This is a genomic window from Streptomyces sp. NPDC127114, assembly GCF_042677525.1.
Lineage (GTDB): Bacteria > Actinomycetota > Actinomycetes > Streptomycetales > Streptomycetaceae > Streptomyces.
In genome coordinates this window covers 218773-245256 of sequence record NZ_JBHXTJ010000005.1, presented here as the reverse complement: position 1 = coordinate 245256, position 26484 = coordinate 218773, and the positions used below count along the sequence as shown (strand labels likewise).

Below are 26484 nucleotides of genomic sequence, written 5' to 3'. Positions count from 1 at the left end.
GTTAGCGAATCCGGTACGGAGTCGTGATGCTGCCGACCCGTCAGAAGCCGCGCCCCATCTGCTGCTGACGCTCCAACACCCGCCGCAAATCGGTCGCAAGCGGGTGATAGGGGCCGTGGGCGCGCTCCACGTCGTACAGGAGCGCACCCAACTGGGACGCCGCGCCCGCGTGGTCGCCCGTCGCGAGCAGCAACAGCCCGATCCGGTGCCGGATGTCGAAGGCCCGGGCGTCCTGCTCGTGGTACGGCAGGAGCGCGCGGAACTCCGCGAGCGCGGCGGCCGGGTCGCCCAGCTGCTCCAGGCACAGGGCCGCGTCGTAGCGGTACTGGAGGGTCTGCGGGTCCGCCGGGCCGGCCTCCGCCGCGCGGTCCTCGGCGAGCCGGCGCAGCTCCGGCAGGGCACGGCGGTACTGGCCGTCGTCCATCAGCGTCGACGCGTACTGCTTGCGCAGGATCCGCACCACCGGCGACCGCTCGCCGTGCTCCGCGGCGGCGGCCGGGAGGATCCCGCCGAGGATGTCCACGGCCTGGGTGAGGGAGCCCTCGCCGAGCAGCCGCTTCACCTCGTCCACGGCCGCGGCCACGTCCGGCCGCGCGGCCGCCGGGGCCACCGGAGGCGGCGGCGCCGCCGCGACCCGGGCCGAACGGTCGGGCCAGGGCGCGTGCGGGCGGCGGAACGGACGGGTCGGGTCGAGCGGCCCCGACGGCCCGGCGCCGCGCGCGGGCAGCAGTGGCAGCAGCTCCTCGTACACCTCCTGCGCCCCGGACGGCCGCGCCTGCGGGTCCTTCGCGAGGAGGCGCAGGACGAGCGCTTCGAGGGCCTCGGGCACCTCGGGGCGCAGCCGGCGGACCGGCACCGGCGCCTCGTGGAGGTGCCGGTGCAGCACGCCGAGGGCGGTGGAGCCGGCGAAGGGCACGTTGCCGCTGAGGAGTTCGTGGAGGAGCACGCCCAGGGCGTACAGGTCGGTGTACGGGCCGACGACGCCGCCCATGGCCTGCTCGGGCGCCATGTAGGCGGGGCTGCCGATGGGCGAGCCGGTGTGGGTGAGGCGGGTGGTGTCGGAGTCGAGGACGGACGCCACGCCCAGGTCGAGCACGGTGACCGTGCCGTCCGGGCGGACCATCACGTTCCGCGGCTTGAGGTCGCGGTGCACGATGGGCACCGCGTGCACGGCCTCCAGGACCGCGCACAACTGGGCGGCGACGGACACCGCCCACGGCCACGGATAGGGATCGTGCTCGGCGAGGTGGTCGGCGAGGTCGGCGCCTTCCACGTACTGCATGACCAGATACAGGTCGTCGCCGTCGCTGCCCGCGTCGTGCACGGTGACGAGTCCGGGGTGGTCGACCTGGGCGGTGACCCGGCACTCGCGCACGAAGCGGCGCCGCAGCTCGTCGGCGGCCGTCGCGGGGCCGCTGATGGCGGCGGGGCTGAGCAGCTTCACGGCGACCCGGCGGTCGAGGCGGCCGTCGTACGCCGTCCAGACCTGGCCCATGCCGCCCTGGCCGATCAGGGTGGCCAGCTCGTACCGCCCGCCGACGACCCGCCCGTTCACTTCCGCTCGTCCTTGCGGAGCAGGTCGCTCAGCTCGTCGAGCTCGGCGCGCACCTGGTGGATGCGCGGGCTCGGCGGGGTGAGGGGCTGCGGCTGGGGCTGGGGCTGCCGGACGGGCTGGGGCGGGGCCACGGGCGGGGCGGCCGCGGACCGAGGCTGGGGGTGGGGCTGGGGCTGGGGATAGCCGTAGGCCTGGTGGTGCTGCGGCACGGTCGCCGCGTACGGGTTGTACGGCGGCGGGACCGGCGCCGGCCCGTACGCGCGGGGGCGCGTGTGGTCGTGCTGGATGTCGACGACCAGGTAGTACGCCGCGAACGCGATCGCGCTCAGCAGCACCATCCCGATGACCAGGTCGCCCCGCAGCGACGTGTCGTTCTCGTCGTTCGGCAGCAGGACGAAGGTGGCGATGATCACCGCCACCGACACCCCGAGCAGGACCCAGTCCACCACCCGGCGGGTCAGGAGGCCGATCCGCAGTGCCGTCACCCACGTCAGCATGCCGAGGCTGAGGAGCGGCAGCACGGCGAACAGCACCCGCAGCACGATGACCGACGCCGGAACGCGCTGCTGCGGCGACGCGGGCGGCGCCGGATAGCCCTGGCCGTACATTCCTGCTCCTGGTCATCTGATCAGCCGACTGTCGGAGACGAGCGTATACACCGACTCCGGCATCGGCTCCAGGGTTGTACGGAACGGACGACCAGGGTCCGGTCAGGGCGCGACCGTGCCGTCCGCGAGCCCGTCGTACATGCCCTGCACCAGTTGCTCGCCGAGCCGGCCCGCGAGCCGCAGCGCCTCCTCGAACTCCGCCAGTGCCCTGAACCGGTCTCCGTAGCGCCGCTGTTCGCGCAGCGGCAGCCGGGGCAGCTGGAGGCGGCGGACGTCGAGCCGGGTCGCGGTCGAGGCGTACGAGCTTGCCTGGCGGCTGTTGGCTGTGGCGCGCAGGAAGCCGGCCAGGAACCACGGGTCGAGGGCGGCCGGGTCGGGGCGCAGCAGGTGGACGTTGCGGCCGAGGGCGGCGCCCGCGGTGGCGGCGTCGACGACCCGGGCGACCGAGCCGCCGCCGAGCACCGGCACGACGACGTCGCCCGCGGCGAGCAGCACGGGCTCCTCGGCGGGTCCCTCGGGCGGGGCCTCGGGGAGGGTGCCGGAGGGCGCGTGGCCGGCCAGGACGTCGGTGTCCGTGAGGACCCGGACGGGCGCCTGGGCGGCGGGCCCGGCGGGTGCCGTGCCCGTGCCTCCGGCACGCAGGGTCAGGGCGCCCGCGCGGGCGAGCTCGCCGACCGTCGTCGCCGTCATGCGGACGCCGGGCGCCGCACCGGGCTCGGCGGCGGGAGGCGGCGTCAGCTCGCGGGTGCGGCGCAGGGTCTCCGTCAGCCGCTCGCGCACCCCGGCCAGCTGCGCCGCGCCCTCGGCGGCGGCGGGCGGCGGCAGATGACGGGCGGGCGCCAGGTCGACGTCGTCGTCGAGGAGTTCGACGACCGCCACGGAGCGGCTTTCGCCGGGCGTCTCGGGAAGGGTGCCGTCACGGTCGAAGGGCCGCCACGCGCCCAGGACGGCGCTCTCGACGGCGGGCCAGTCCAGCCGGTCGCGGCCGCTGCCGGAGCCGGGGACGCCGGCGCCCGCGGCGGTCTCGTGCGCGGTGTCGACGAGCAGCAGCTCGCCGGGCGGGCGCTCGCCGGGGACGGGCTTGCGCAGCACCCACAGGTGCAGCGGGATGCCGTACGGCGGGGCCGCGCCGGCCGGCAGGGCGACGACGGCCCGCAGCGCGCCGCGGCGCAGCAGGTCGGCGCGGACGCGGCGGCCGGAGCGGCGGGAGGCGGCGGCGGGCGGCATGAGGAGGACGGCGGTGCCGCCGGGGCGCAGCCGGGCCAGGGCGTGCTGGACCCAGGCCAGCTCGGACTCGGTGCGGGCCGGGAAGCCGTACTCCCAGCGCGGGTCGTAGGCGAGCTCGTCGTGGCCCCAGTTGCGCTCGTTGAACGGCGGGTGGCAGAGCACGGCGTCGACGGTGAGCGCGGGGAAGGCGTCGGCGCGCAGGGTGTCGCCGGAGAGGACCCGGACGTCGACGCGACGGGGGCCGGTGGCGTCGGTGGCGAGCGCGAGGCGCAGGGCGGTCAGCGCGGCCAGGTCGGGGTCGGCGTCCTGGCCGTGGAGGGCGGTGGCTCCGGGGCCCGCGGCGGGGGCGGATCCGGCCGCGGCGGCTGCTGCAACGGTGGGTCCGGCCGCGGCGGCTGCGGCCGTGCCGAGGAGGGCGCCGGTGCCGCAGGCGGGGTCGAGGACGGTCGCGGCGGGGCCGGCGAGCGCCGCCATGAGGGCGGCGGGGCCGGGCGGGGTGAGCGTGTACTGCCGGGGGTTGGCGTCCAGGTGGCGGCCGAGCAGGAACTCGAAGGCGTCGCGGGGGCCGGTCTCGGCCGCGAGTTCGGCCACCCCGCGCACGAGCGGGACGGAGCCGGCGAGCTCGCGTGCGCTGGGCGTGCGGACGGCCCGCTCGACGCCGAACCGCTCGGTCAGCGCCTCCTCCAGCGGCACCGGGAGCAGCTCGCCGAGCCGGTCGTCGGGTGCGGCGGCGAGCGCGGGCCAGGCCGCCGCCCGGTCGTGGACGAGGAGGAGCACGCAGCCCGCGTGGACCAGGCCGGTGACGGCGCCGGAGGGGTGGCCCGCGACCTGCTGCCAGACGCGCTCGCGGAGCGGGACCTCGGCGAGCTTGCCCTGGGCGCGCAACCAGTCCTCGACGTCGGCGAGGGCGAAGGACGGGCTGGTCTCGGTGCCGCCGACCGGTTTGGGGAAGTCGGCGTGCCGGCGGCGCCAGTTGCTCACGGCCGCCCGGCCGACTCCCGCGAGGCGGGCGATGCCCGCGGCGGTCACCTCTGCTGCGCTCTCCGGCACCTGCCACTCCTTCTCGTCCCGCCTGGCGTGTGTCCCCGATCTTACTGGCGAACGCAAGAGCCCTCCCTTCACAGCGTGAGCGGACCCACCTTCCGTGAACCGTGTTGACTCGGTTCACAGCTTCTGCTGTCATTGATGCATCGCGCCAGACGAACTCTCTGTCCGGGAGGACACACTCATGTCGCACGACACGCAGCTCCCGCACGCCCCGGCTCCGGCGGCCATGCGGAACGGACTCGGGACCGCGGCCCTGATCCTCGGCATCATCGGCACGCTCTCCGGCGTCATCCCGCTCTTCTTCTGGCTGGCCGGCATCCTCGGCCTGATCGCCCTGGTCCTCGGCCTGGTCGGAAAGGGCCGGGTGAAGCGGGGCGAGGCCAACAACAAGGGAGTCACGCTGACCGGCGCGATCCTGGGCCTCGCGGCCCTGATCCTCTCGGTGGTCGGCGCGGTCATCACCTTCACCGCCGTCAGCGGCGCGGTGGACGAGCTCGAGAAGCTCGACAAGTCGCTCAAGGACTCGGCCCCGAAGAACCCCGGCGGCAAGGCCGCTCAGGACAAGGCCCTGGAGGCCGGCGACACCGTCGAGTACGAGGACGGCCTGAAGGTCACGGTCTCGGAGCCCAAGGCCTTCACCCCGGACGAGTTCGCCGTCGGCCACACCGAGGGCAACAAGGCGTACCAGGTCACCGTCACCATCGAGAACTCCGGCAAGAAGGCCTGGGACACCGCGGGCACGGCGCCGACGGCCCGCACCGGCAAGGACGGCGTCGAGGCCGAGCAGATCCTCGGCGACAAGTTCGGCGTGGTCTTCGACGGCTCGGTCCTGCCCGGCAAGAAGGCCACCCGGACCTTCGCCTTCGACACGCCCGCCGCCGCGAAGAGCCTGACCGTCGAGGTCGAGCCGGGCCTGGACCACGACGCCACGCAGTGGGACCTGAAGCTCGGCTGACGGCCCCCGCGCCATCCCGCGCCCTCTGCCCTGACCCTCCCCCCGCCCTCTCCCTCTCCCTCGTACCACCCCGATCCCTCGGAGCACCCCCATGTCTGCCACCACCCGTCGCCCCCGCCGCCCCCGCCGTACCGCTCTCGCCGTCGCGCTGTGTGCCGCCGTCGCGCTCGGCGCGACCGCCTGCGGACCCTTCTCCGACGACAAGCCGAAGGCCACCGGCCCGTTCGGGGACATGAGCGCGGCCCAGATCCTGGACAAGGCCGTGGCCACGACGAAGGCCGCCCGCTCCCTGACCGTGGACCTCGACACGAAGACGACGGACGGGCCGCTGAAGGGATACCTGTCGACCGACGTCCAGGGCCGCTGCACGGGCACGATGACGGTCGGCACGACGGGTACGGCCGAGCTGATCCGCCCCTCCGAGCCCGCCGACAAGGCCGTCTACCTCCGCTTCGACGAGGCCTTCCTGAAGGAGCAGTCGAAGGGCGAGCCGGCGGACGTCCAGGCCGCGGTGATCAAGCAGCTGAAGGGCCGCTGGGTCAAGACCGACGCCAAGGACCCGGACGCCAGGGACATGCTCGACATGTGCGACCTCAAGAAGCTGATGGCCGACTTCGAGCAGGACAGCGCCGGTGCGGTGGAGGGCGCGGAGACCACGGTCGACGGCAGGAAGGCGCTCGTCCTGACGCTGGACTACAAGGGCGGCGAGAAGGACACGTTCTACGTGGCCACGGAGGGCAAGCCGTACCTGCTGCGGATCGTGACGGCCGGCGGTGACGAGCCGGGCACGGTCTCCTTCTCCGACTTCGACAAGCCGGTCACGGCGAAGGCGCCCGCGAAGAAGGACGTCATCGACGAGAAGAGCCTCGGCTGACGGTCCGCCCCCGGACCGGCAGCCGGAGACGCGAAAGGCGTGAAGGCCCCTGGAGGGGGGCGGCCTTCACGCCTTCTCGCTGTCCGGTTCTCGCTGTCCGGTCAGATGCGGTGGCGGACCCAGACGTTCGGCTCGACGTACACGCCGTAGCCGCGGGAGGCCTCGCAGTGCACCGGCACCAGCGCGCCGTCGACCTCGACCGGGCCGTCGGTGTCGAACGGCTTGCCGGTCCACGCGCGCCACTGCTCGACGGATCCGCTGACCGTCATCGACGCGGGCGCGACCTTCTCGATCGTGGCGCCCGCCCGCACGTGGACGCGCAGCCACGGGTCGTGCGGCAGTCCGTCCGACGCGCGGGTACGGAAGGCGTATTCGTGGATGGAGGCCTCCGGCTCCAGGTGCTTGGCGTTGGGGCGCACCGGTGCGACCACCTCGGAGAAGCCGAGACGGGCGGCGTTGTCGCGCATCGCGGCCAGCATGCGGCCCGAGAGGCCCTTGCCGAGCGCGCTCGTGTCGACGGTGATCTCGATCGCGCTGACGGTGTCGGGCTTGCGGCCGTGCCGCAGGTCGGAGAACGCCCAGAGCAGGATCTGGTCCCAGCCGGTGTCCGGCAGCTCGCCGCGGCCTTCGGCCTGGAGCGCGAAGGGCACGCTGAGCGCCCGGGCGACGACCTTCCCGTGCGGATGGACGTCGTCCGTTGCGGGCTCGGTGGGCCCGTCCGTGGCGACGAGCACGTACTCGGGGAAGTCGGCCACGATCCGGCCCACGTTGGCCCAGCCGACCGGGTCGTACATCATGAACTCCGGCCAGAGGTCCTTCATGCCCCAGAGCGGGCCGGCGAGTTCGGGCCGCTCGGCGAGGGTCGTGATGTGCAGGTCCAGGTCGTCCATGGCGGCGAGACTACGGCGCCGCACGATCACTGCGGAATCGATTTTCCTGCACCCTGCCCCACGTCCGCGCAGCCCCTTGGCCGGACCCTAGGGAAGCCGCTGGCCGGGGCAGCCGGCCAGGACCCGCTTCATCGCGTCCCGTTCACCGGCCGTGACCCACACGCCGTACTTCTTCTTCACGGCGACCTGACGGGCGACGTAGGCGCAGCGGTAGGCCTTGTTCGGCGGCAGCCAGGTCGCGGCGTCGCCGTCGGACTTGCGGCGGTTGGCCGTGGAGTCCACGGCGAGCAGGTTGAGCGGATCGTTGGCGAAGCGCAGCCGGGTGCCGGGGTCCCACTTCTGCGCGCCCTTCTGCCAGGCGTCGGACAGCGCCACGACGTGGTCGATGTCGACCTTGCTGCGGCCCCGGACGTAGTCGACGGAGCGGCCCGTGTACGGGTCGTCGGCGAGCGTGCCGGAGGCGACCTTGCAGCGGCCGCCGGTGAACCGGACGCCGGTCAGGTCGCGGGCCAGTATGTCGTCGCGGGTGCCGCAGCCGTTGCGGTCGACGTCCGACCACGCCCGGCCGAACTTCTCCCGCTCGTAACCGGTCTTCGGCGCCCGTCCCTTGACCGTCAGGGTGTCCACGGCGGCCAGCGCGCTGCCGCCGGCGGCGGGCTTCGGCGGCGCGCCGCCGCCGGTTCCGGACGCGCCCGGCTCGGGCGAGCAGGCGGTCGCGAGGAGGAGGGCGAGGACGGCGGAGGCGGAGGCGGAGGCGCTGAGGGCTTTCTGATACGTCGACACCCGAGGATCGTAGGACGGGCCCCGCTCGGCCGTTCGCGCCCTTTGGTCCCGAAACGGGCGGGGCGAGGGACCTCACACCGCCTCACACCGCCCACCTCACAGCGGTAGCCCGCCCGGTCACGTCCGGGTCCGCCCGGGTCCCGCCGGGGTCCTCCCGGTCACGCCCGGGTCCGCCCGGGGTCCCGCCGGGGTCCTCCCGGTCACGCCCGGGTCCGCCCGGGTCCCGCGGGGGTCCTCCCGGTCACGTCGGGTCCGCCCGAGTCACGTCCGGGTCCCGCCCGGTTGCGGGCTCACACCTTGCCGATGCCCAGCGTGTTCTCGGACGGCAGCAGGCCGGAGCCGACGACGGCGAGCCAGGGGCCGCCGAGCAGTTCGGCGAGCCGGTCGGTGGCCTCGGGGCCGAGCGCGGCCCAGGGCGCGGCGGCGAGTTCGTCCGTACGGCGCTCGACCTCGGCGCGCAGGGCACGCCCGGCGTCCGTGGCGGTGCCGGCTTCGGCGTCCGCGGCGCCGTCGGGGTGGACCAGGCCGCGGGCGGCGAGGCGTTCGCGGGCGGCGGCCCACTCCGCCGCGCTCCAGCCGCGGCTCGCGAAGGTCGCCTCGGCGGCGGCGCCCACGGCGGCGAAGGAGACCAGCGACTCGACCGGGTCGAGGCCGGCGGCGGCGAGGGCGACGAGATGCCCGTCGCCGCGCTGCTCGCGCAGGATCGTCGCGGCCTGCCACAGCACCAGGTGCGGGGCATCGGGCCAGGGCAGCTCGGCGTGGGCGGCGGCCAGGGCCCGTCCGGCGAGCGGCGCGGCTTCCGCGGCGCGGCGCGCGAGGGCGGCGGCCTCGGCGAGCTCGGGGCTCGTGAGGACGTCGTCGCCCAGGAGCGTGCGGTACGTGCGGTCGACGGCACGCAGCCGGGCGGCGAGCACGTCGGCGGGAGCGGCGACGTCCCAGGCGGCGGGGACGTACCGGGCGACCGTCGCGGGGCTGAAGCTGTAGAAGGCCGAGGTGACCCGCTCGGCACCGACCGGGCCGAGGGCGGCGGCGCGCCAGGCGAAGTAGGAGGGCCAGCGCTCGGAGACGTCGTACCCGAGGGCGGCGGCCTCGTCGAAGGTCTCGGGCGCGTAGTAGAGCACGGCGTGCAGGGGTTCGAGCAGGTGCCACATCTGGCGGACCCGGGCGGGCTCCGGGGCTCCGGCGCCCCCGGCCGGGCCTCCGGCGGTCACTGTCTCCACGATCGAGGTCTCCACGGTCGAGGTCTCACCCATCACGGCGTCCATGACGTCTCCCTCAGCTCCTCCCCTCATCTTGTCACTGACTAGATTCCTCCGGCCCGCCGAACTTGTCAATGCCTAGATCCTGCGTACGCTGCTGCCATGACCACCGAACCCACCGGGAGCGCCGGCGACGCCGGAACGGGCCGGCGCGCCTACCACCACGGCGATCTGCGCCAGGCCGTCCTCACCGCCGCGCTCGACGTCATCGCGGGCGAGGGCCCCGGTGCGCTCAGCCTGCGTGACCTCGCGCGCCGCGCCGGCGTCTCGCACGCCGCTCCCGCGCACCACTTCAAGGACCGCACCGGCCTGCTGACCGCGATCGCCACCGAGGGCTACGACCTCCTCGCGCGCGCCCTCGCCGACGCCCCCGACCTCCGGGAACGCGGAGTCCGCTACGTACGCTTCGCCGCCGCGCACCCCGCGCACTTCCAGGTGATGTTCCAGCCGGGCCTCCACCGCGCCGACGACGCCGAGCTCCTCGCCGCCAAGGAGCGGGCCTCCGCGGAGCTCCGCGCGGGCGTCACCGACCTCGCGGGCACCACTACCGGCCCCGGCGCCACCACCGACCCCCGCACCACCGGCATCGCCGCCTGGTCCCTGGCGCACGGCTTCGCGACGCTGCTGCTCACCCACAACCTGGACGAGCCGCTGGCCGACCGCGACCCGGGCGAGGTCTTCCGTACACTCGCGGGCCTGACGTTCGACGCGGGCGGCGCGGACGGCGGCGCTCCCCTTCCCCCGATCTGACTCTCCGCCAACTTTCTTTCCCTGAACGGGAATAGTTGAAGGTGATACGAACTTGACCCCTGTCGTACGCACTGACGACAACGGGGAAGCGACCAGCACATGACCACCGGCACCCACACCAGCACCGGCACCCTCCGGCGAGCGGGCATCGCCCTGCTCGCCACCCTGACCCTCACCACCGTCCCGGCCACCGCCGCCACGGCCGACACCGTGACCACCACGAGCGCCGCGGGCGCCAGTGCCGCCGCGGGCGCCTGGCACGGCGCGTGGGCCGCGTCCCCGCAGGCGCCGGCCGCACCCTTCGGCGCGAACTGGTCGCTCCAGGGCTTCGACGACCAGACCGTCCGGCAGACGGTGCGGATCACCGCGGGCGGCAGCAAGGCCCGGATCGAGCTGACGAACCGTTACGGCACGACGCCGCTGCGCGTGACCGGCGCGACGGTCGCCCGTACCGCCGAGGGCGGGGCGGTCGTGCCCGGCTCCGTCCGGGCCCTCACCTTCGGAGGCCGCGGATCCGTGACCGTGCCGGCCGGCGGCACCCTGCTCAGTGACGGCGTGCCTTTCCGCACGAGGGCGCTCGAGTCGGTCACCGTGACCCTCTACCTGGCCGGCCCGACGGGCCCGGCCACGTTCCACCACATGGCGTCCGCGACCAGCTACCGCGCGGCCGGCGACCACCGGGCCGACACCTCGGGCGCGGCGTTCACCGAGACCAGCTCGTCCTGGTACTACCTCTCCGGCGTCGAGGTGTCCGGCGGCCCCCGTGCCGCCGCCCGCCGCGACGGCATCGTCGCCTTCGGCGACTCCATCACCGACGGCGTGGGCTCCACCGCCGACGCCGACAACCGCTACCCCGACGAGCTCGCCGAACGCCTCGCCGCCGGCGGCCGCCCGCGCGCCGTCCTCAACCACGGCATCGGCGGCAACGAGGTCACCAACGACACGACCTGGGCGGGCGAGAAGGCCGTGACCCGCTTCCGCAAGGACGTGCTCACCGAGAAGGGCGTGAGCACGGTGATCCTGCTGGAGGGCATCAACGACTTCGGCGGCAGCGGCCCGGCCTTCCCGGGCGGCCCCACGCCCGAGGTCTCCGTGAACCAGCTCATCGAGGGCCACCGCACCCTCATCCGCCAGGCCCGCGCCCACGGCCTGAAGGTCGTCGGCGCGACCCTCACCCCGATCAAGGGCTCGTTCTACGACACCCCGGAGAACGAGGCCAAGCGGGACGCCTTCAACGAGTGGGTCCGCACCTCCGGCGCGTACGACGCCGTCGTCGACTTCGACCGCGCCGTCGCCGACCCGTCCGACCCGGACCGCATCCTCCCGGCCTACGACTCCGGCGACCACCTCCACCCGGGCGACGCGGGCTACACCGCGATGGCCGAGGCGCTGGACCTCGACGAGCTGTAGACCCGCGCCGGTGCGGCACCCCGCAGCCCCTCACGGCTCGGGGTGCCGCACCGCACTCACGACCCCAGGATCTCCGCCAGGAACTCCCCGGTCCACGCCAGCAGTTCACGGCCCACCACCGGCTTTCCGCCGATCTTGCCCGTCGTCGGGCGCGGCACCAGGATCTGGTGGACGGCCGGCTTGATGACCGTGCGCGGGTAGAGGCGCTTCAGGCGCAGCTCCTGCGACTCGCGCAGCTCGACCGGGGCGAAACGGATGTTGGGGCCCTGGAGGACGATCTCGCCGACGCCGCAGGCGCGGGCCAGCATGCGGAGGCCGGCGACGAGGAGGAGGTTCTCGACCGGCTCGGGCAGCTTGCCGTAACGGTCGGTGAGTTCCTCCCGTACGGCCTTGATGTCGTCCTCCGAGTTGGCGGAGGCGATGGCGCGGTAGGCCTGGAGGCGCAGCCGCTCGCCCGGCGCGTAGTCGTGGGGGACGTGCGCGTCGACCGGCAGCTCGATCTTGACCTCCAGCGGCGGCTCCTCCTCCACACCGCCGGACTCCAGGGACTTGCGGTAGTCGGCGACGGCCTCGCCGACCATCCGTACGTACAGGTCGAAGCCGACGCCCGCGATGTGGCCGGACTGCTCTCCGCCGAGCAGGTTGCCCGCGCCGCGGATCTCCAGGTCCTTCATCGCCACGTACATACCGGCGCCCATCTCGGTGTGCTGGGCGATGGTGGCGAGCCGCTCGTGGGCCGTCTCCGTGAGCGGCTTCTCCGGCGGGTACAGGAAGTACGCGTAGCCGCGCTCGCGGCCACGGCCGACGCGGCCGCGCAGCTGGTGCAGCTGCGACAGGCCGAAGTTATCGCCGCGCTCGACGATCAGGGTGTTCGCGTTGGAGATGTCGATGCCGGACTCGACGATCGTCGTCGAGACGAGGACGTCGAACTTCTTCTCCCAGAAGTCGACGACGACCTGCTCCAGGGCCTGCTCGGACATCTGGCCGTGCGCCGTCGCGATCCGCGCCTCAGGGACGATCTCGCGGAGGCGGGCCGCGGCGCGGTCGATCGACTCCACCCGGTTGTGGATGTAGAAGACCTGGCCCTCACGCAGCAGCTCACGGCGGATCGCCGCGCCGATCTGCTTCTCCTCGTACGGGCCGACGAAGGTGAGCACCGGGTGCCGCTCCTCCGGCGGCGTGGTGATCGTCGACATCTCGCGGATGCCGGTGACCGCCATCTCCAGCGTGCGGGGAATGGGCGTGGCCGACATGGTGAGGACGTCGACGTTGGCCCGGAGCTTCTTCAGCTGCTCCTTGTGCTCGACGCCGAACCGCTGCTCCTCGTCGACGATGACCAGGCCCAGGTCCTTGAACTTGGTCTCGGACGAGAACAGGCGGTGGGTGCCGATGACGACGTCGACGGAGCCCTCCTTCAGGCCCTCCATCGTCGCCTTCGCCTCGGTGTCCGTCTGGAAGCGGGACAGGGCGCGGACGTTGACCGGGAACTGGCCGTAGCGCTCGCTGAACGTGCCGAAGTGCTGCTGGACGAGCAGGGTCGTGGGGACGAGGACGGCGACCTGCTTGCCGTCCTGGACCGCCTTGAAGGCGGCCCTGACCGCGATCTCCGTCTTGCCGTAGCCGACGTCGCCGCAGATCAGCCGGTCCATCGGGACCGACTTCTCCATGTCCTCCTTCACCTCGGCGATCGTCGACAGCTGGTCGGGCGTCTCCGCGTACGGGAAGGCGTCCTCCAGCTCGCGCTGCCACGGCGTGTCGGGGCCGAAGGCGTGGCCGGGCGCGGCCATGCGCGCGCTGTACAGCTTGATCAGGTCCGCGGCGATCTCCTTGACCGCCTTCTTCGCGCGGGCCTTCGTCTTCGTCCAGTCGGCGCCGCCGAGCCGGTGCAGCGTCGGTGCCTCGCCGCCGACGTACTTGGTGACCTGCTCCAGCTGGTCGGTCGGGATGTAGAGGCGGTCGCCGGGCTGGCCGCGCTTGGCGGGGGCGTACTCGACGAGCAGGTACTCGCGGGTGGCGCCCTGCACGGTCCGCTGCACCATCTCGATGTAGCGGCCGACGCCGTGCTGCTCGTGGACGATGTAGTCGCCGGCCTCCAGGGTCAGCGGGTCGATCGTCTTGCGGCGCTTGGCCGGCATCCGCTGGCCGTCCTTGCCGGCGGCCTTCTGCCCCGACAGGTCGGTCTCGGTGAGGACGGCGATCCTGAGGTTCTCGTCGACGAAGCCGTGGTCGATCGCGCCGCACGCGACGTGGACCAGGGACGGGGAGATGTCGGCCAGATCGGCGTCGAGCCGGGCGGCGATGCCCTCGCCGCCCAGGACCTCGACGGTGCGGGCCGCCGGGCCGTGCGCCTCCGTCACGAACACCGTGCGCCAGCCGTCGGCCAGCCAGCCCTTGGTGTCCGCGAGCGCGCGGGCGGTGTCGCCGCGGTACGACTCGGGGGCGTGCATGCCGAGCCTGAGTGCGTCCGCGTCGTCGACGGACGCGCCGGTCTCGTCGGCGGCGAACGGCGACACCGTCCACCACATCATGCCGAGCTCGCGCGCCCGGTCCCGTACGTCCGCGATGCCCCACAGCGAGGCGGCGCCGACGTCGATCGGGGCCTCGCCGCCGCCGGCCGTCGCCGCCCAGGACGCCTGCAGGAACTCCTGGCTGGTCGCCACCAGGTCGGCGGCGCGGGTACGGACCCGCTCCGGGTCGCAGACGACGGCCATGGAGCCGGCGGGCAGGACGTCGAGGAGCAGCTCCATGTCGTCCACGAGCACGGGGGCGAGGGATTCCATGCCCTCGACGGCGATGCCCTCGGCGATCTTGTCGAGGAGCTCGCCCAGCTCGGGGTGGGCCTCGGCGAGCGCCCGCGCGCGGGCGCGCACGTCGTCGGTGAGCAGCAGCTCGCGGCAGGGCGGCGCCCACAGGCCGTGCTCGGCGACTTCGAGGGAGCGCTGGTCGGCGACCTTGAAGTAACGGATCTCCTCGACGTCGTCGCCCCAGAACTCGATGCGGAGCGGGTGCTCCTCGGTGGGCGGGAAGACGTCCAGGATGCCGCCGCGGACGGCGAACTCGCCGCGCTTCTCGACGAGCTCGACGCGGGAGTACGCGGCGGCGGCGAGCCCGGCGACGATCTCCTCCAGGTCGGCGGTCTGACCGCTCCTGAGGGCCACGGGCTCCAGGTCGCCGAGGCCCTTGACCTGCGGCTGGAGCACGGAGCGGATGGGCGCGACGACGACGCTGACGGGGCCGGCGGCCGGGTCGTCGGCGGACGGGTGGGCGAGGCGCCGGAGCACGGCGAGGCGGCGGCCGACGGTGTCGGAGCGGGGCGACAGCCGCTCGTGCGGCAGGGTCTCCCAGGACGGGTAGTCGACGACCGTGTCCGGGTCGAGGAGCGAGCGCAGCGCCGCCGCCAGGTCCTCGGCCTCCCGCCCCGTCGCGGTCACCGCGAGCACGGGCCGCCCGGCCTCACGGGCGAGCGCGGCGACGGCGAAGGGCCGGGCGGCGGGCGGGCCGACCAGGTCGACGTGGGTGCGGTTGCCGTCTCGGGCGGCCTTCACCGCTTCGGTGAGTGCGGCGTCCTTGACGACGGCGTCCAGCAGACCGTGCAGGCTCATGAAGGTCCATCCCGGCGGAGGTGGGCAACGCGAACGACCCGACACGTCTCACGGGCCGGGGTCTCCAGCCTACGACGACGCGGTGACGGTCACCCGTCCGTGGGATCGTCGCGGCACGACCTCGACCGTACAGTTGGGTACATGAGTGCCACGTTCCCTATTACCGAGGCCCGCGCCCAGTTCGGCTCTCTCGTCCGCCGGACGGCGCACGCTCGCGAACGCATCACCATCACGGACCACGGCCAGGCCGCGGCCGTCTTCATAAACCCGACGGAGCTGGCTGAGCTGGAGCAGCGACTGGCAGACCTGGAGGACGATCTGGCGCTGGCCCGGTATCGCGCTCGCCAGGCCGAAGGCACGGTCGTCGGCATCCCTCAGGACGAGGCCCGTGCCCGTCTGGGTCTGAAGCGGTCTTGACCTACACCGTCTTATGGGACGAGCCGGCCCTCGACACCGCTGCCAAATACCTGGTGGACGACCCTGACGGGTTGCGTCAGGTGTTCGTGGCGACGGACCTCCTCGCCGACAACCCCCGCCCCGCAGGTACCTCCGAGTACGGCTCGCCCGACCTCCGGCGGATGCACGTCGGCCGATACCGCGTCATGTACGAGATCACCGAGGCGACCGTCACGGTCATGGTGCTCCACCTCGGTCGCACACCATGACCACGGGCCGGGCCCGGCGGATCGCTCCGCCGGGCCCGGCCCGTCCCCCTGGCGGGCGCCCACCCCCGTTCCGGCGCCCGCCGGCCTGCCGCCCGCGGCCCTACTCGCTCGCGATCGCGTTCAGGACGTTCATCCGGCCCGCCCTGAAGGCCGGGACCAGGGCCGCGAAGAGGCCGACGAAGGCCGAGCCGACGAAGACCGCCGTGATCGTCGGCCAGGGGATCTCCAGGACGCCCAGGCCCTCCAGGGCCAGGAGCTTCTGGGCGGCCGTGCCCCAGCCCAGGCCCAGGCCGAGACCGAGGAGCGCGCCGAAGAGGGCGATGACGACCGACTCCAGGCGGATCATGCGGCGCAGCTGGCGGCGGGAGAGGCCGATGGCGCGCATCAGGCCGATCTCCCTGGTTCGCTCGACGACCGACAGGGCCAGGGTGTTCACGACGCCCAGGACCGCGACGACGATCGCGAGGGCCAGCAGGCCGTAGACCATGTTCAGGAGCTGGCCGACCTGGTCCTGGAGGTCCTTCTTGTAGTCGGCCTGGTCGGCGACCTTGTACTGCGGGTACGGCTTCAGGGCGTCCTTGAGGGACTGGTACGCGGCCGCCTCCTGCCCGTCCTTCGCCGTGGCGAAGACGATCATGCTCTTGGGCATCTTCTCCGCCGGCACGTACCGCTCGGCCGTCGCGAGGCTCGTGTACTTCACGCCCTTGTCGATGTTGTTGGCGTCGGACGTGATCGCCGCGACCCGCAGCACCGCCCGCCCGCCGCCCGCGAAGGCCACGGTGAGCCGGTCGCCGACCTTCACGCCGTGCTCGGCCGCGTAGTCGCTGCCGACGGACATGGCGCCCGGCCCGTACGCCTCGGAGAGCGTGCCGCCGGTGGTGTCGCGGCGGACGTCCTGCGCGTACGTCGGGTCGGCGGCGACCAGACCGGTCTTCTCGGCCTTGCCGCGCGGATCGGTGACGGTCGCCTCGACCCATCGGTACTCGGTGACGTGGTCGAGGCCGGACGCCTTCTCGACCGCGGCCTGCGCCTGCGGCACGACCGGCTGGCCGTTGGCGGACTGCACGATGAAGTCGGCGCCGACGGACCGGTCGAGCTCCTCGGTCGCCGAGGCGACCATCGAGGAGCCCACCACCGACAGGGCGGCGACCAGCGCGAGTCCGATCATCAGCGCGGCGCCGGTGGCTCCGGTACGGCGCGGGTTGCGCAGCGCGTTGCGTTCGGCCATGCGGCCGACGGGCCCGAAGACCCGGAGCACGAGCAGTCCGAGGACGCGGACGACCGCGCCGGACAGCAGCGGGCCGACGACCACGAAGCCGAGCAGGGACAGGACCACGCCGAGGCCCAGCCACAGGGAGCCCGCGCCGGCCTTCTCGGCCTGCGTCGCGGCCCACAGCGCGGCGGCGCCGGCGCCGGTCAGGACGAGACCGAGGACGCCGCGCACCACGCCGGCCCTGCCGTCGGCGGGCGTGCCCGCGTCGCGCAGTGCGGCCATCGGGGAGACCTTGGAGGCCCGGCGGGCCGGGACGAACGCGGCGAGGACGGTGACGACGACGCCGAGGACGATGCCGACGACCGGGGTCGTCCAGCGGACGGTGAGGTCCTGCGTGGACAGCTCCATGCCCATCGACGACATGATCTTCATCAGTCCCACGGCGAGGCCGACGCCGCTCGCGACACCGGCGGCCGAGCCGACGACGCCGAGCAGCAGGGCCTCGACGAGGACGGAGCGGTTGATCTGGCGGCGGCTCGACCCGATGGCCCGCATGAGGCCGATCTCGCGGGTGCGCTGAGCGACCAGCATGGAGAAGGTGTTGACGATGAGGAAGATGCCGACGAGGAAGGCGATCCCGGCGAAGCCGAGCATCGCGTACTTCATGACGTCGAGGAAGCCCGCGATGTCCTCGCGGCCGGCGTCGGTGGCCTCGGCGGCGGTCTGCAGCTTGTAGCCGGGGCCGATCTCGGCCGCGACGGCCGCCTTCAGCTTCGCGTCGCTGACGCCGGGCCCGGCATCGGCCGTGACCTGGGTGAACAGGCCCTCCTTGCCGAGGAGTTCACGCTGGGCGGTGGCGGTGTCGAACCAGACGACGGTGGCGCCGGGGTTGGTGACCTTGAACTCGGCGAGGCCGGAGATCTTCGCGGTGAAGTCGCCGGTGACGGCGATGGTGCGCAGCTCGTCGCCGATCTTCAGGTGGTGCTTCTCGGCGGTGCCGGCGTCGAGGAGGACCTCGGTGGGGCCGCGGGGCTCGTGGCCGGAGGCGATCTCGACCGAACGCAGCTCGTTCTTCGTCCAGTTGCCGGCGATGGTCGGGGCGCCGGAGGTCGGGCCGACGTTCTCGTCGCGGGAGTCGACGACGGTGACGGACATCGAGACGACGCCGCCCTGGACGTTACGGGCACCCTCGACCGCCCGTACCCGCTCGACGAGGGCGGCGGGCAGGGTCGCGGGGCGGCCGGTCTGCGGCACCTCGTCGTTCTCGGCGGCGTCCTTCGGGCTGATGGTGACGTCGGAGGCGGTGGTGGCGAAGAGCTTGTCGAAGGTGGTGTTCATGGTGTCGCTGAACACCAGGGTGCCGGACACGAACGCGACCGACAGCAGCACCGCGACGGCGGAGAGCGCCATGCGGCCCTTGTGGGCGAGGAAGTTGCGCAGGGAGGTCTTGAGCACGGTCACGAGGTCCGCCCCCGCGCGTCGAAGTCGGGGGTCTGGGGGTGTCCCCCAGAAAAGAGGAGCATGCGGTCGAGGACGGCGTCGGCCGTCGGGCGGTGCATCTCGTCGACGATCCGGCCGTCGGCGAGGTAGAGCACGCGGTCGGCGTAGGAGGCGGCGACGGGGTCGTGGGTGACCATGACGATGGTCTGGCCCAGCTCGTCGACCGACTGCCGGAGGAATCCGAGGACTTCGGCCCCGGCCCGCGAGTCGAGGTTTCCGGTCGGCTCGTCGCCGAAGATGATCTCGGGCCGGGCGGCGAGCGCGCGGGCCACGGCGACGCGCTGCTGCTGCCCGCCGGAGAGCTGGTTCGGCCGGTGCCCGAGGCGCCCGCCGAGGCCGACGGTCTCGACGACCCGCCGCAGCCACTCCTGGTCGGGCTTGCGGCCCGCTATGTCCATGGGAAGCGTGATGTTCTCGAGCGCGTTGAGCGTGGGCAGCAGGTTGAAGGCCTGGAAGATGAAGCCGATCCGGTCGCGCCGGAGCCGGGTGAGCTTCTTGTCCTTCAGCGCGGTGATCTCGGTCTCGTCGAGGAAGATCTGACCGGCGGTCACGGTGTCGAGCCCGGCGAGGCAGTGCATCAGCGTGGACTTGCCGGAGCCGGACGGCCCCATGATGGCGGTGAACTGCCCGCGTGCGATGTCCACGTCGACGTGGTCGAGCGCGACCACCCGCGTCTCGCCGGATCCGTAGGCCTTGACGACCTGCCGTGCCCGCGCGGCGACGGCCGTCCGCTCTCCAGTACCCCCGTGCCTGGGGATGGTCACAGCCGAAGTCACGGTATGTCTCCTATGTCGTCGTACGCGTCTGGTGGCGCGTTCGAGTCTGGTCGCCGGGCGGGGCCGTGGCACTGGTGCCAGGCGCACTCTTCGCCCTGGGGTTATCCGCAGGGCCGAGCCCGTAAGAACAAGCTAAGGACGTGACGGGCCCCGTCTCGTCCTCCGCCGGGACGAAGCACCCCTGGGCTGAATGGGGGAGAAGCCCCTAGGGGTTCCTCCGACCCTGGTACGGGTGAGAGGCTGACCCGGGCGCACTTAGATGTACGAAGCATCCGTCAGGGTGGGGAGAGGGGTCAGGCGTGTCCGAGGCGACCACGAGAGCGACGGCACCGCCGAAGACGGACACCACACGGCGCGGACCCGTCGTCGCCGCGCTGATGCTGGGCATGGCGCTCGCCGCGCTCGACGGCACGATCGTGTCCACGGCCGTCCCGCAGATCGTCGGCGACCTCGGCGGCCTGTCCGTCTTCTCCTGGCTGTTCTCCGGCTACCTCCTCGCCGTGACCGTGACCCTGCCGGTGTACGGCAAGCTCAGCGACACCTTCGGCCGCAAGCCCGTCCTGATCGCGGGCATCGTGCTCTTCCTCGTCGGCTCGGTGCTGTGCGCGTCCGCGTGGAACATGGGCTCGCTCATCGCCTTCCGCGTGGTCCAGGGCCTCGGCGGCGGCGCGCTCCAGGGCACCGTCCAGACGATCGCCGCCGACCTCTATCCCCTGAAGGAACGTCCCCGCATCCAGGCCAGGCTCTCCTCGGTCTGGGCCACCTCGGCCGTGGCCGGCCCGGCGGCCGGCGGCCTGCTCGCCGGCTACGCGGACTGGCGCTGGATCTTCCTGGTCAACCTGCCGGTCGGAGCGGCGGCGCTGTGGCTGATAGCCCGCTACCTGGTGGAACCGGCCGCGGCCGGCGCGGGGACGAATCCGGGCGTACGCGGCGCTCGCGCCGGACGAGGCGCACCCGGCTTGCGTGGCGAACGCAGCGCCCGCGGCGCAGACGGCGCGCGCGCCGCCGGAGGCGTACGCGGCGCGCGCGGCGAACGCGCCGTACGGGACAAGAGGCCCCGGGTCTCCGTCGACTGGGCCGGAGCCCTGGGCGTCTTCGCCTCCGGGACGCTCCTCCTCACCGCGCTGGTCCAGGGCGGCGTCGCCTGGCCCTGGCTCTCGGCGCCGTCCCTCGGCCTGTTCGGCGGGGCGGCGCTGCTCGCCGCCGTCACGGTCGTCGTCGAACGGCGAGCCGCCGAACCGATCATCCCGGGCTGGGTCTGGCGCCGCCGCACCATCGCCGCCGTCAACCTGGCGCTCGGCGCGCTCGGCCTGCTCATGGTCGCGCCGACCGTCTTCCTGCCGACGTACGCCCAGGCCGTCCTCGGCCTCGGCCCGATCGCGGCCGGCTTCGTGCTCTCCGCGATGACCCTGAGCTGGCCGGTCACGGCCGCGCTCTCCAACCGGGTCTACAACCGCATCGGCTTCCGGCAGACCGCCCTGCTCGGCATGGGCCTCGCCCTCCTGGTCCTGCTCGCCTTCCCGCTGCTGCCGTTCCCCGGCGAGCCCTGGCAGCCCGCGCTGCTGATGCTGCTGCTCGGCGGGGCCCTGGGCTTCTTCCAGCTGCCGCTGATCGTCGGCGTCCAGTCGACCGTCCCGTACGAGGAGCGGGGCACGACCACCGCCTCGGTGCTCTTCGTCCGCCAGGTCGGCCAGAGCGTCGGCGCCGCCCTGTTCGGCGCCGTCGCCAACGGCGTGCTCGCCGCGAGGATCGGCGGGGGCACGGGTGACGGCGCCGGCGAGGGCACGGCCGACCTGGACGGCCTGGTCCGCGCCCTGGAGACGCCCGGCGCGCTCACCGGCCCGGCAGCCGACCACCTGCGGCGCGCGGTCGACGCGGCCGTCGACTACGTCTACCTGGGCGCGGCCGGCGCCGCCGCCCTCGCCCTGCTCGTCCTGCTCACGATCGCCCCGCGCCGCTTCCCGGTCCTGAAGGAACACGAGCCCAAGGAGCACGAACCGGAAGCATCGGCCTAGGCCGTCTCTTCCGGATCTTGGCCGGGTCCGCGGCGTATCCGGCCCTGATCCGGAAGAAACGGCCTAGTCGCCGTCCTCCGCCGGGGACTCCCCGTCCCCCGCCGCGTCCTCCGCGTCCTCCGCTTCCTCGGGATCCTTCGGGGCCGGGCCGGTGACGCGGCCCGTCAGGGCGGCCAGGGAGGAGCGGATGTGCTCCATGTGGGAGTGGATCTCGTCGCGGGCCTCGTCGTGTTCGCGCAGCACCCGCTCGGTCTCGCGCTCGATCCGCTCCTGGCGCAGCCGCGCCGCGGCGAGCAGTTCGGCGGCCTCCGCCTCGGCGTCCTCCTGGCCGTGCCGGGCGGCCTCCTCCGTCTCGGCGAGCTCCCGCTCGGCCTCGGCGAGCGCCGCCTCCGCCCGTTCGACGAGCTCGTCGTGCCGGGCCCGCTGCTCGGCCAGCAGCGCCGCCGCCGCGCGCTCGGCCTCGTCCCGTACCGCCGACTGCTCCTCGTGCTGCCGCGCGAGCATCGCCGCGGCCTCGCGTTCGGCGGATTCGAAGGCGCTACGGGCCGCGGCGCGCTGCTCCTCGGCGTCGCGGCGGGCCGCGGTGAGGATCGCTTCGGCCCGCTCGGCGGCCTCCTTCAGGGTCGCCTTCGCCGCCGCCTCGGCCGCCGCGGTCACGCCCCGCGCGTACGCCTCCGCCGCCTCGGCCGTCTCCTTGCCGGCCGCTTCCGCCGCCTCGGCGAGGGACTGCGCGTCGGCCTCGGCGGCCCGTACCAGCGCCTCGTCCTCCGCCTCCGCCAGCTCCAGGATCCGGCGGGCCCGCTCGCCCAGGGACTCGTAGCGCTGCGGGGCGAGCGAGGCGACGACCTCGCGCAGCCGGGCGGCCTCCGCCTCCATCTCCTTCGCCAGGACGGTCAGTCGGGCCGCCCGCTCCCACGCGCCGTCCCGCTCGGCGGAGAGCGCGGCCAGGTGGCGGTCGACCTGCTCGGGGCGGTAGCCGCGCCCGCGTCGTCCGGAGAATCCGACGGAGAAACTCATCCCTGACGCCCCTTCGACTCCTTATGTCCTCAAACATCAAGGATGCGGCATCAGAACGGACAAAAGGCGCCCGACGTGAACACACGTCGCGCGCCTTTCGTCACATCGCGTCTCCGGCCGTTACAGCAGACCGTCCCACATCTGCTCCAGCAGCACCGACCACCAGTTCTCCGGCGACGCCAGCGCCGCCGGGTCCAGCATCGCCAACTGCGTCTGGAAATCGACCGTCCAGCGGCCCGCCTGCTCCGGGTTCAGCCCGAACCGCAGCCGCCACATCCGGCCGAGCAGCGCGAGGCAGCGCACGAACTCCGGCAGCCCGGTGTTCACGAACTGCGGCGGCACCGACTGCCCGCCCGGACCGGCCTCCACCGGCACGGCCACGATGTTCGCCGTCCCGTACTGGACACAGATCGCCCGGCCGAAGTCCGAACCGAGCACCAGGTACGAACCCGCGTCCGCCGCCGGCTGCACCTGCCGCTGCGCCGCCAGCTCCGCCAGCGTCGGCACCACCGGCATCGCCGGCTGCGCCCAGAAGAACGGCCCGAAGTCGGCGGGCAGACCCGCCCACACGAGCGTCACCGCCACCAGCTCCGGCACGCCCTGCCGCGACACCGCGCGCTGGTCGAAGCGCAGGATGCCCGGACCGAACGCGCCGGCCAACTCCTGCGCCACCCCGTCCGGCGGCAGCGGCGGCGCCGGCTGCACCTGCGGCAGCGGCGCCCGCACCGGCGCCGGCCGCGCCGGACCGTCCGCGACCTGGTGCAACTCGCCCTGGTGGGTGAGCAGTTGCCGCATGCCCTGCTGCCGGCCCGCGTGATCACGGCCGTACGGCGCGATGTTGGTGATCCGCGCCTGCGGCCAGGTCTCACGGATCATCCGCGCGCAGTAACCGCCCGGCAGCTCGCACGACTCCAACTCCGTGTGCAGCTCCAGCACTTGCTGCGGCGGCACGTTCATGGCACGCAGCTCGTGCAGGATCTGCCACTCGGGGTGCGGGGTGCCCGGTGCGGAGCGGCGGATGATCTGCTGCTCCGAACCGTCGGGCGCGCGGTAGCGCAGCACGGCCTGGTAGCCCGGACCCACCGTCGGAAGCCCCGACGGCTGCGGCTGCGGGTAGCCGTACGCGGGAGGCTGCGGCGCGCCCGGCGCCTGCGCGGGCGCGGGCACCGGTCCCGGCGGCGGAGGCGGCCCGGCGGGACCACCCATCTGGCTCGGCTGCGCCAGCATCGTCGCGGCGTGCTCGATGCCGCCCGCGGGCGTGCCGCCACCGGGCACACCCGGCGGCGGAGGCGGAGGCGGCGGAGTACCGGGACCACTCGGACCCATCTGGTCCGGGCGCGCCAGCATCGTCGCGGCGTACGCGACACCGCCCGCGGGCGTACCGCCACCGGGCACACCCGGCGGCGGAGGCGGAGGCGGCACACCGGGACCACCGGTGGCACCCGGGGCCCCCGGGCCGGCCGGCCCCATCTGGTCCGGCCGGGCGAGCATCGTCGCCGCCTGGTGCACGGCCGGCGGAGGCGTCGCCCCGGGCGGCCCCGGAGGCCCGGGCGGGCCGGGCGGACCGGGCGGCGTCTGCGGACCGGGCGCGGCCGGAGCCGGCGGCGGCGCCGGGAAACCGTCGGGCAGCTGCGACACCAGCTGGGTCCGCACGTAACCGCCGGGCGGCGGCGTCGGCGCCTTGCTCGTCGCGGCGTCGGCGATGTCGGCCGCGCCGGGAGCAGGAGCTGCGGCGGGAGCCGTCGTCGGAGCCGGGGCCGGGTTCGCCGGGGCGGGCGCCGCCGGCGGGACGGCGGGGGCGGCCGGGGCGTTCGGCGGCTGGGGCGGGAGCGCCGGGCCGCCGCCCTGGCCGAACGTGCCGTCCGTGTTCAGCCGCGGGGCGATGGCGGTCGCCGGCAGCGCGCTGCCGCCCTTCATCAGCGCCGTGGGCGCGTCCGCACCCACCACCGGCGGCGGCGCGTCCTCGTCGTCCGCACCCGAAAGCGGCGGCGCGAACACCGTCGCCGGCAGCGGTACGGCACCGTCGGCACCGCCCGAACTCGCGTTGGCGTCCGCCCACGGACTCGACGGGACGGGCCCAGGCACACCGTCGTTCTCGGTCGGCTCCTGGTCACCGGGCGCACCCGGGACCGCCGCAGCCGGCGCCGCCTCGGGCGCCTCGGCCGCACCAGGCGCCTCGGGCTCGGCAGCGGACGGAGCCGACCACGGCGCGGCGGACGCGTCCACCGACGGCGCCCCGGCCGGAACCGGCTCAGGAACCGGCACCGACGCCGCCGACGACGCCGGAACGTCATCCGAACCCGGCACCGCAGCCACACCCGCACCGGCACCGGCACCGGGCGCCGAACCGGCACCCGGCACGGCAGCCGCACCCGACACGGAAGCCCCACCCGCATCGGACACCGACGCCGAACCCGAAGCCGAATCCGCACCGGACACCGAAGCCGCACCAGACGCCGCCGACGCCGCACCAGACGCCGCCGACGACACCGGAGCCGCATCAGACGCCGAAGCCGCGCCAGACGACACCGACGACGACGCCGCCGGCACCGACGCCGACGCCGAAGCCGTGGGAATCCCGCCCACCGGCGTCGACGACGCACCCTCCGGCGAAGCGTCCGCGCTCGCCTGCGACGCGTTCGACTCCACCGGCGGCAGGCCGATCTTGTCCGCCGCCTCCTGCAGCCACTCCGGCGGGCTCAGCAGGAACGACGTCTGGTTCAGGTCGACCCGGGCCGACTGCGCCGGAACCGGAGCCGCCGCCTCGGCCGCCGCGCCGTACTCCTCCTCGTACCGGCGGATCACCTCACCCACGGGCAGCCCCGGCCACAGCGTGGCCTCACCGCTGTCCCGCGCGATGACCAGACGCTGCCGGCCCCCGTCCGGGGTCGGCGCCTCCTCACGGTCCTCCGCCCACACCACGAAACCCAGCGCGAACTCCCGCACCCGCACCTCACGGTGCAGATACGCGGGCACGTCACCGTTGATCCACTCCTCGGCGCGCTCCTGCGCCTGCGCGAACGTCACCACAGCCAGCTCACTCCCCCACCGGGACCACGGGCACGGCACGCGCGAAGCCACCGTCCACCATCAGGTTCGCCACCGTCTCCAGCTCCGGCGGACTGCCCGCAAGACGCTGCAGGAACTCGTCGAAGTCCGCACCACAGGGCAGCAGCAGCCGCTCCACCCGCTCGTTCACCGTCCAGCCGGCCGCGGCCTCACCGGCGTCCCGCGCGTCGTCGTACGGGCAGAACCACACCGACCCGACCGCCTCGCCCCGCACCTTCAGCGCGAGCAGACCACCCTGCACGAACGCGACACCCAGGTAATCCTTCGTCAGATGGTCACGCAGACACTTGTTGACATAGACGAGGTCGTTGACACCCGCCTCCTCGCGCAGCGTGAAGAACGGCTGGTCCACCAGCAGCCCCAGCTCCGCGTCGAGCGCCGTACCCACCGGAGCAGCGCCGCCCGCCGCCTTCAGGAACGAGCGGTACGCCCCCGGCAGCCGGTAGCCCAGGTCCTCCTCCACGCCCTGCACCTGCTGCTCCGACACCGACACCACACGCTTCGGCAGCCCGAAGTGCACCGGCCGGGTCTCCTGCAGCGGCCGCGTACCACGCTTGAACTGGTCCACGCCCGACGCCGTCGCCACGCCACCGTGATGCCGCAGCAACGCCTTCACCTCGACCGGCACCAGCTCCAGACGACGCGAGTGCGCCACGTGGTGCCACGTCCACCCGTGCGGCGTCGCCACCGCCGGAATCGTGTCCCACAGCTCGTGCCCCGTCGCGGCGAGCGCCGCGTTCGCCGACACGTAGTCCGTCAGGCGCAGTTCGTCGACGCCGAAACCCTCCGGCGGATCGGCGATCTCCGCCGCCGCCCGCGCGTACGGAGAGAAGTCCGGATAGCCGCGCTCGTCCACCCGCACCCCTCGCGGATGACGGGAGGCCCGGACCGGGTCCGGGAAGTGCACGACCTGCCCGGCGTACGCCGCGTTCGGCGGCGGCGCGGTGTCCTGGCCGAGCCGACCTGTCGTCATGGCGGTTGCCCCCTGAGTGGCTGTGCCTGCTAGTGCGTGGCTGCTTCTACTTCTACCGATCGTTCTACCGACTGGTCCGCACAGCCTAAGCGCTGCCCGGAACTCCCGACCCGGCCCGCCCCGCGCCCGCCACCCACACCCCCGCCATCGTGACCAACTGTCACGACGGCATGACAGCACCGCCATGGTTCCGACACACCGAAAGCACGTTTCCGCGCCCCAGCTTCCCCATCGGGCAGCGCGTTTGGCAGGCTGTTCACGCAACTCGGGGGATTGCAGGAGGGGAAGAACAGCAC

General features: G+C 73.8%; 19 protein-coding genes. 7 read left to right on the top strand and 12 right to left on the bottom strand.

Annotation, left to right across the window (positions count from 1 at the left end; genetic code table 11):
* Nucleotides 1-40: 40 nt before the first annotated feature.
* From ACFVGS_RS07975 to ACFVGS_RS07965, 3 genes are all read right to left on the bottom strand, one after another.
* Nucleotides 41-1555: a protein kinase gene (locus ACFVGS_RS07975; protein WP_385691471.1), complete on the bottom strand. Its 1515-nt coding sequence runs from the start codon at nucleotides 1553-1555 to the stop codon at nucleotides 41-43.
* Nucleotides 1552-2163 (bottom strand): hypothetical protein, encoded by a 612-nt coding sequence (locus tag ACFVGS_RS07970; protein ID WP_385691468.1) that lies wholly within the window; start codon nucleotides 2161-2163, stop codon nucleotides 1552-1554. The genes ACFVGS_RS07975 and ACFVGS_RS07970 overlap by 4 nt, the downstream gene beginning before the upstream one ends.
* A gap of 102 nt (nucleotides 2164-2265) precedes the next feature.
* Entirely contained in the window at nucleotides 2266-4440 is a 2175-nt protein-coding gene (locus tag ACFVGS_RS07965) for an N-6 DNA methylase (RefSeq protein ID WP_385691465.1), read from the bottom strand.
* Nucleotides 4441-4618: 178 nt separating this feature from the next.
* On the opposite strand from ACFVGS_RS07965, the gene ACFVGS_RS07960 reads away from it, so the two are divergent.
* Both ACFVGS_RS07960 and ACFVGS_RS07955 read left to right on the top strand, forming a co-directional pair.
* The gene (locus ACFVGS_RS07960) at nucleotides 4619-5392 is read left to right on the top strand and encodes a DUF4190 domain-containing protein (protein WP_384421242.1); all 774 of its coding nucleotides are present in this window, start codon (nucleotides 4619-4621) and stop codon (nucleotides 5390-5392) included.
* Nucleotides 5393-5483: 91 nt separating this feature from the next.
* The gene (locus ACFVGS_RS07955; protein ID WP_384421240.1) at nucleotides 5484-6266 is read left to right on the top strand and encodes a hypothetical protein; all 783 of its coding nucleotides are present in this window, start codon (nucleotides 5484-5486) and stop codon (nucleotides 6264-6266) included.
* Nucleotides 6267-6367: 101 nt separating this feature from the next.
* Here the strand turns inward: ACFVGS_RS07955 and ACFVGS_RS07950 are convergent, their stop codons facing one another.
* The 3 genes from ACFVGS_RS07950 to ACFVGS_RS07940 all read right to left on the bottom strand — a co-directional run bounded on the left by ACFVGS_RS07950 (nucleotide 6368) and on the right by ACFVGS_RS07940 (nucleotide 9090).
* Complete coding sequence (locus ACFVGS_RS07950) at nucleotides 6368-7147, bottom strand: N-acetyltransferase (protein WP_385691538.1); 780 nt, start codon at nucleotides 7145-7147, stop codon at nucleotides 6368-6370.
* A gap of 96 nt (nucleotides 7148-7243) precedes the next feature.
* On the bottom strand, nucleotides 7244-7939 hold the full coding sequence (locus ACFVGS_RS07945) for an HNH endonuclease family protein (RefSeq protein ID WP_385691462.1): 696 nt from the start codon (nucleotides 7937-7939) through the stop codon (nucleotides 7244-7246).
* Between the two features lie 290 nt (nucleotides 7940-8229).
* On the bottom strand, nucleotides 8230-9090 hold the full coding sequence (locus tag ACFVGS_RS07940) for a hypothetical protein (RefSeq protein WP_385691536.1): 861 nt from the start codon (nucleotides 9088-9090) through the stop codon (nucleotides 8230-8232).
* Between the two features lie 210 nt (nucleotides 9091-9300).
* Between ACFVGS_RS07940 and ACFVGS_RS07935 the strand changes: the two genes are divergently transcribed.
* Nucleotides 9301-9948 (top strand): TetR/AcrR family transcriptional regulator, encoded by a 648-nt coding sequence (locus ACFVGS_RS07935; protein ID WP_385691459.1) that lies wholly within the window; start codon nucleotides 9301-9303, stop codon nucleotides 9946-9948.
* A gap of 99 nt (nucleotides 9949-10047) precedes the next feature.
* The gene (locus ACFVGS_RS07930; RefSeq protein WP_385691456.1) at nucleotides 10048-11358 is read left to right on the top strand and encodes an SGNH/GDSL hydrolase family protein; all 1311 of its coding nucleotides are present in this window, start codon (nucleotides 10048-10050) and stop codon (nucleotides 11356-11358) included.
* 56 nt (nucleotides 11359-11414) lie between these two features.
* On the opposite strand, the gene mfd is transcribed toward ACFVGS_RS07930, so the two are convergent.
* Nucleotides 11415-14960 carry a transcription-repair coupling factor gene (mfd, locus tag ACFVGS_RS07925; protein ID WP_384421233.1) on the bottom strand — a complete coding sequence of 1182 codons (3546 nt, stop codon included), beginning with the start codon at nucleotides 14958-14960 and terminating at the stop codon, nucleotides 11415-11417.
* A gap of 141 nt (nucleotides 14961-15101) precedes the next feature.
* On the opposite strand from mfd, the gene ACFVGS_RS07920 reads away from it, so the two are divergent.
* Complete coding sequence (locus ACFVGS_RS07920) at nucleotides 15102-15377, top strand: type II toxin-antitoxin system Phd/YefM family antitoxin (RefSeq protein ID WP_385691453.1); 276 nt, start codon at nucleotides 15102-15104, stop codon at nucleotides 15375-15377.
* Nucleotides 15374-15625, top strand: coding sequence for a type II toxin-antitoxin system RelE/ParE family toxin (locus ACFVGS_RS07915; protein ID WP_384421229.1), 252 nt, complete (start codon nucleotides 15374-15376; stop codon nucleotides 15623-15625). The genes ACFVGS_RS07920 and ACFVGS_RS07915 overlap by 4 nt, the downstream gene beginning before the upstream one ends.
* Nucleotides 15626-15725: 100 nt before the next feature.
* Here ACFVGS_RS07915 and ACFVGS_RS07910 read toward each other — a convergent pair whose 3' ends face one another.
* On the bottom strand, nucleotides 15726-18299 hold the full coding sequence (locus ACFVGS_RS07910; RefSeq protein ID WP_385691450.1) for an ABC transporter permease: 2574 nt from the start codon (nucleotides 18297-18299) through the stop codon (nucleotides 15726-15728).
* Nucleotides 18296-19114 (bottom strand): ABC transporter ATP-binding protein, encoded by an 819-nt coding sequence (locus tag ACFVGS_RS07905; protein WP_384423064.1) that lies wholly within the window; start codon nucleotides 19112-19114, stop codon nucleotides 18296-18298. The genes ACFVGS_RS07910 and ACFVGS_RS07905 overlap by 4 nt, the downstream gene beginning before the upstream one ends.
* Nucleotides 19115-19413: 299 nt before the next feature.
* Between ACFVGS_RS07905 and ACFVGS_RS07900 the strand changes: the two genes are divergently transcribed.
* Nucleotides 19414-21129, top strand: coding sequence for an MFS transporter (locus ACFVGS_RS07900; protein ID WP_385691447.1), 1716 nt, complete (start codon nucleotides 19414-19416; stop codon nucleotides 21127-21129).
* Between the two features lie 63 nt (nucleotides 21130-21192).
* On the opposite strand, the gene ACFVGS_RS07895 is transcribed toward ACFVGS_RS07900, so the two are convergent.
* From ACFVGS_RS07895 to ACFVGS_RS07885, 3 genes are all read right to left on the bottom strand, one after another.
* Nucleotides 21193-22146: a cellulose-binding protein gene (locus ACFVGS_RS07895; protein WP_385691444.1), complete on the bottom strand. Its 954-nt coding sequence runs from the start codon at nucleotides 22144-22146 to the stop codon at nucleotides 21193-21195.
* 120 nt (nucleotides 22147-22266) lie between these two features.
* Nucleotides 22267-25176: an SUKH-4 family immunity protein gene (locus tag ACFVGS_RS07890; protein WP_385691441.1), complete on the bottom strand. Its 2910-nt coding sequence runs from the start codon at nucleotides 25174-25176 to the stop codon at nucleotides 22267-22269.
* A 7-nt stretch (nucleotides 25177-25183) separates the two neighbouring features.
* A complete protein-coding gene (locus tag ACFVGS_RS07885) occupies nucleotides 25184-26188 on the bottom strand; it encodes an SMI1/KNR4 family protein (protein WP_384423070.1) in 1005 nt (334 codons plus the stop codon).
* Nucleotides 26189-26484 lie beyond the last annotated feature (296 nt).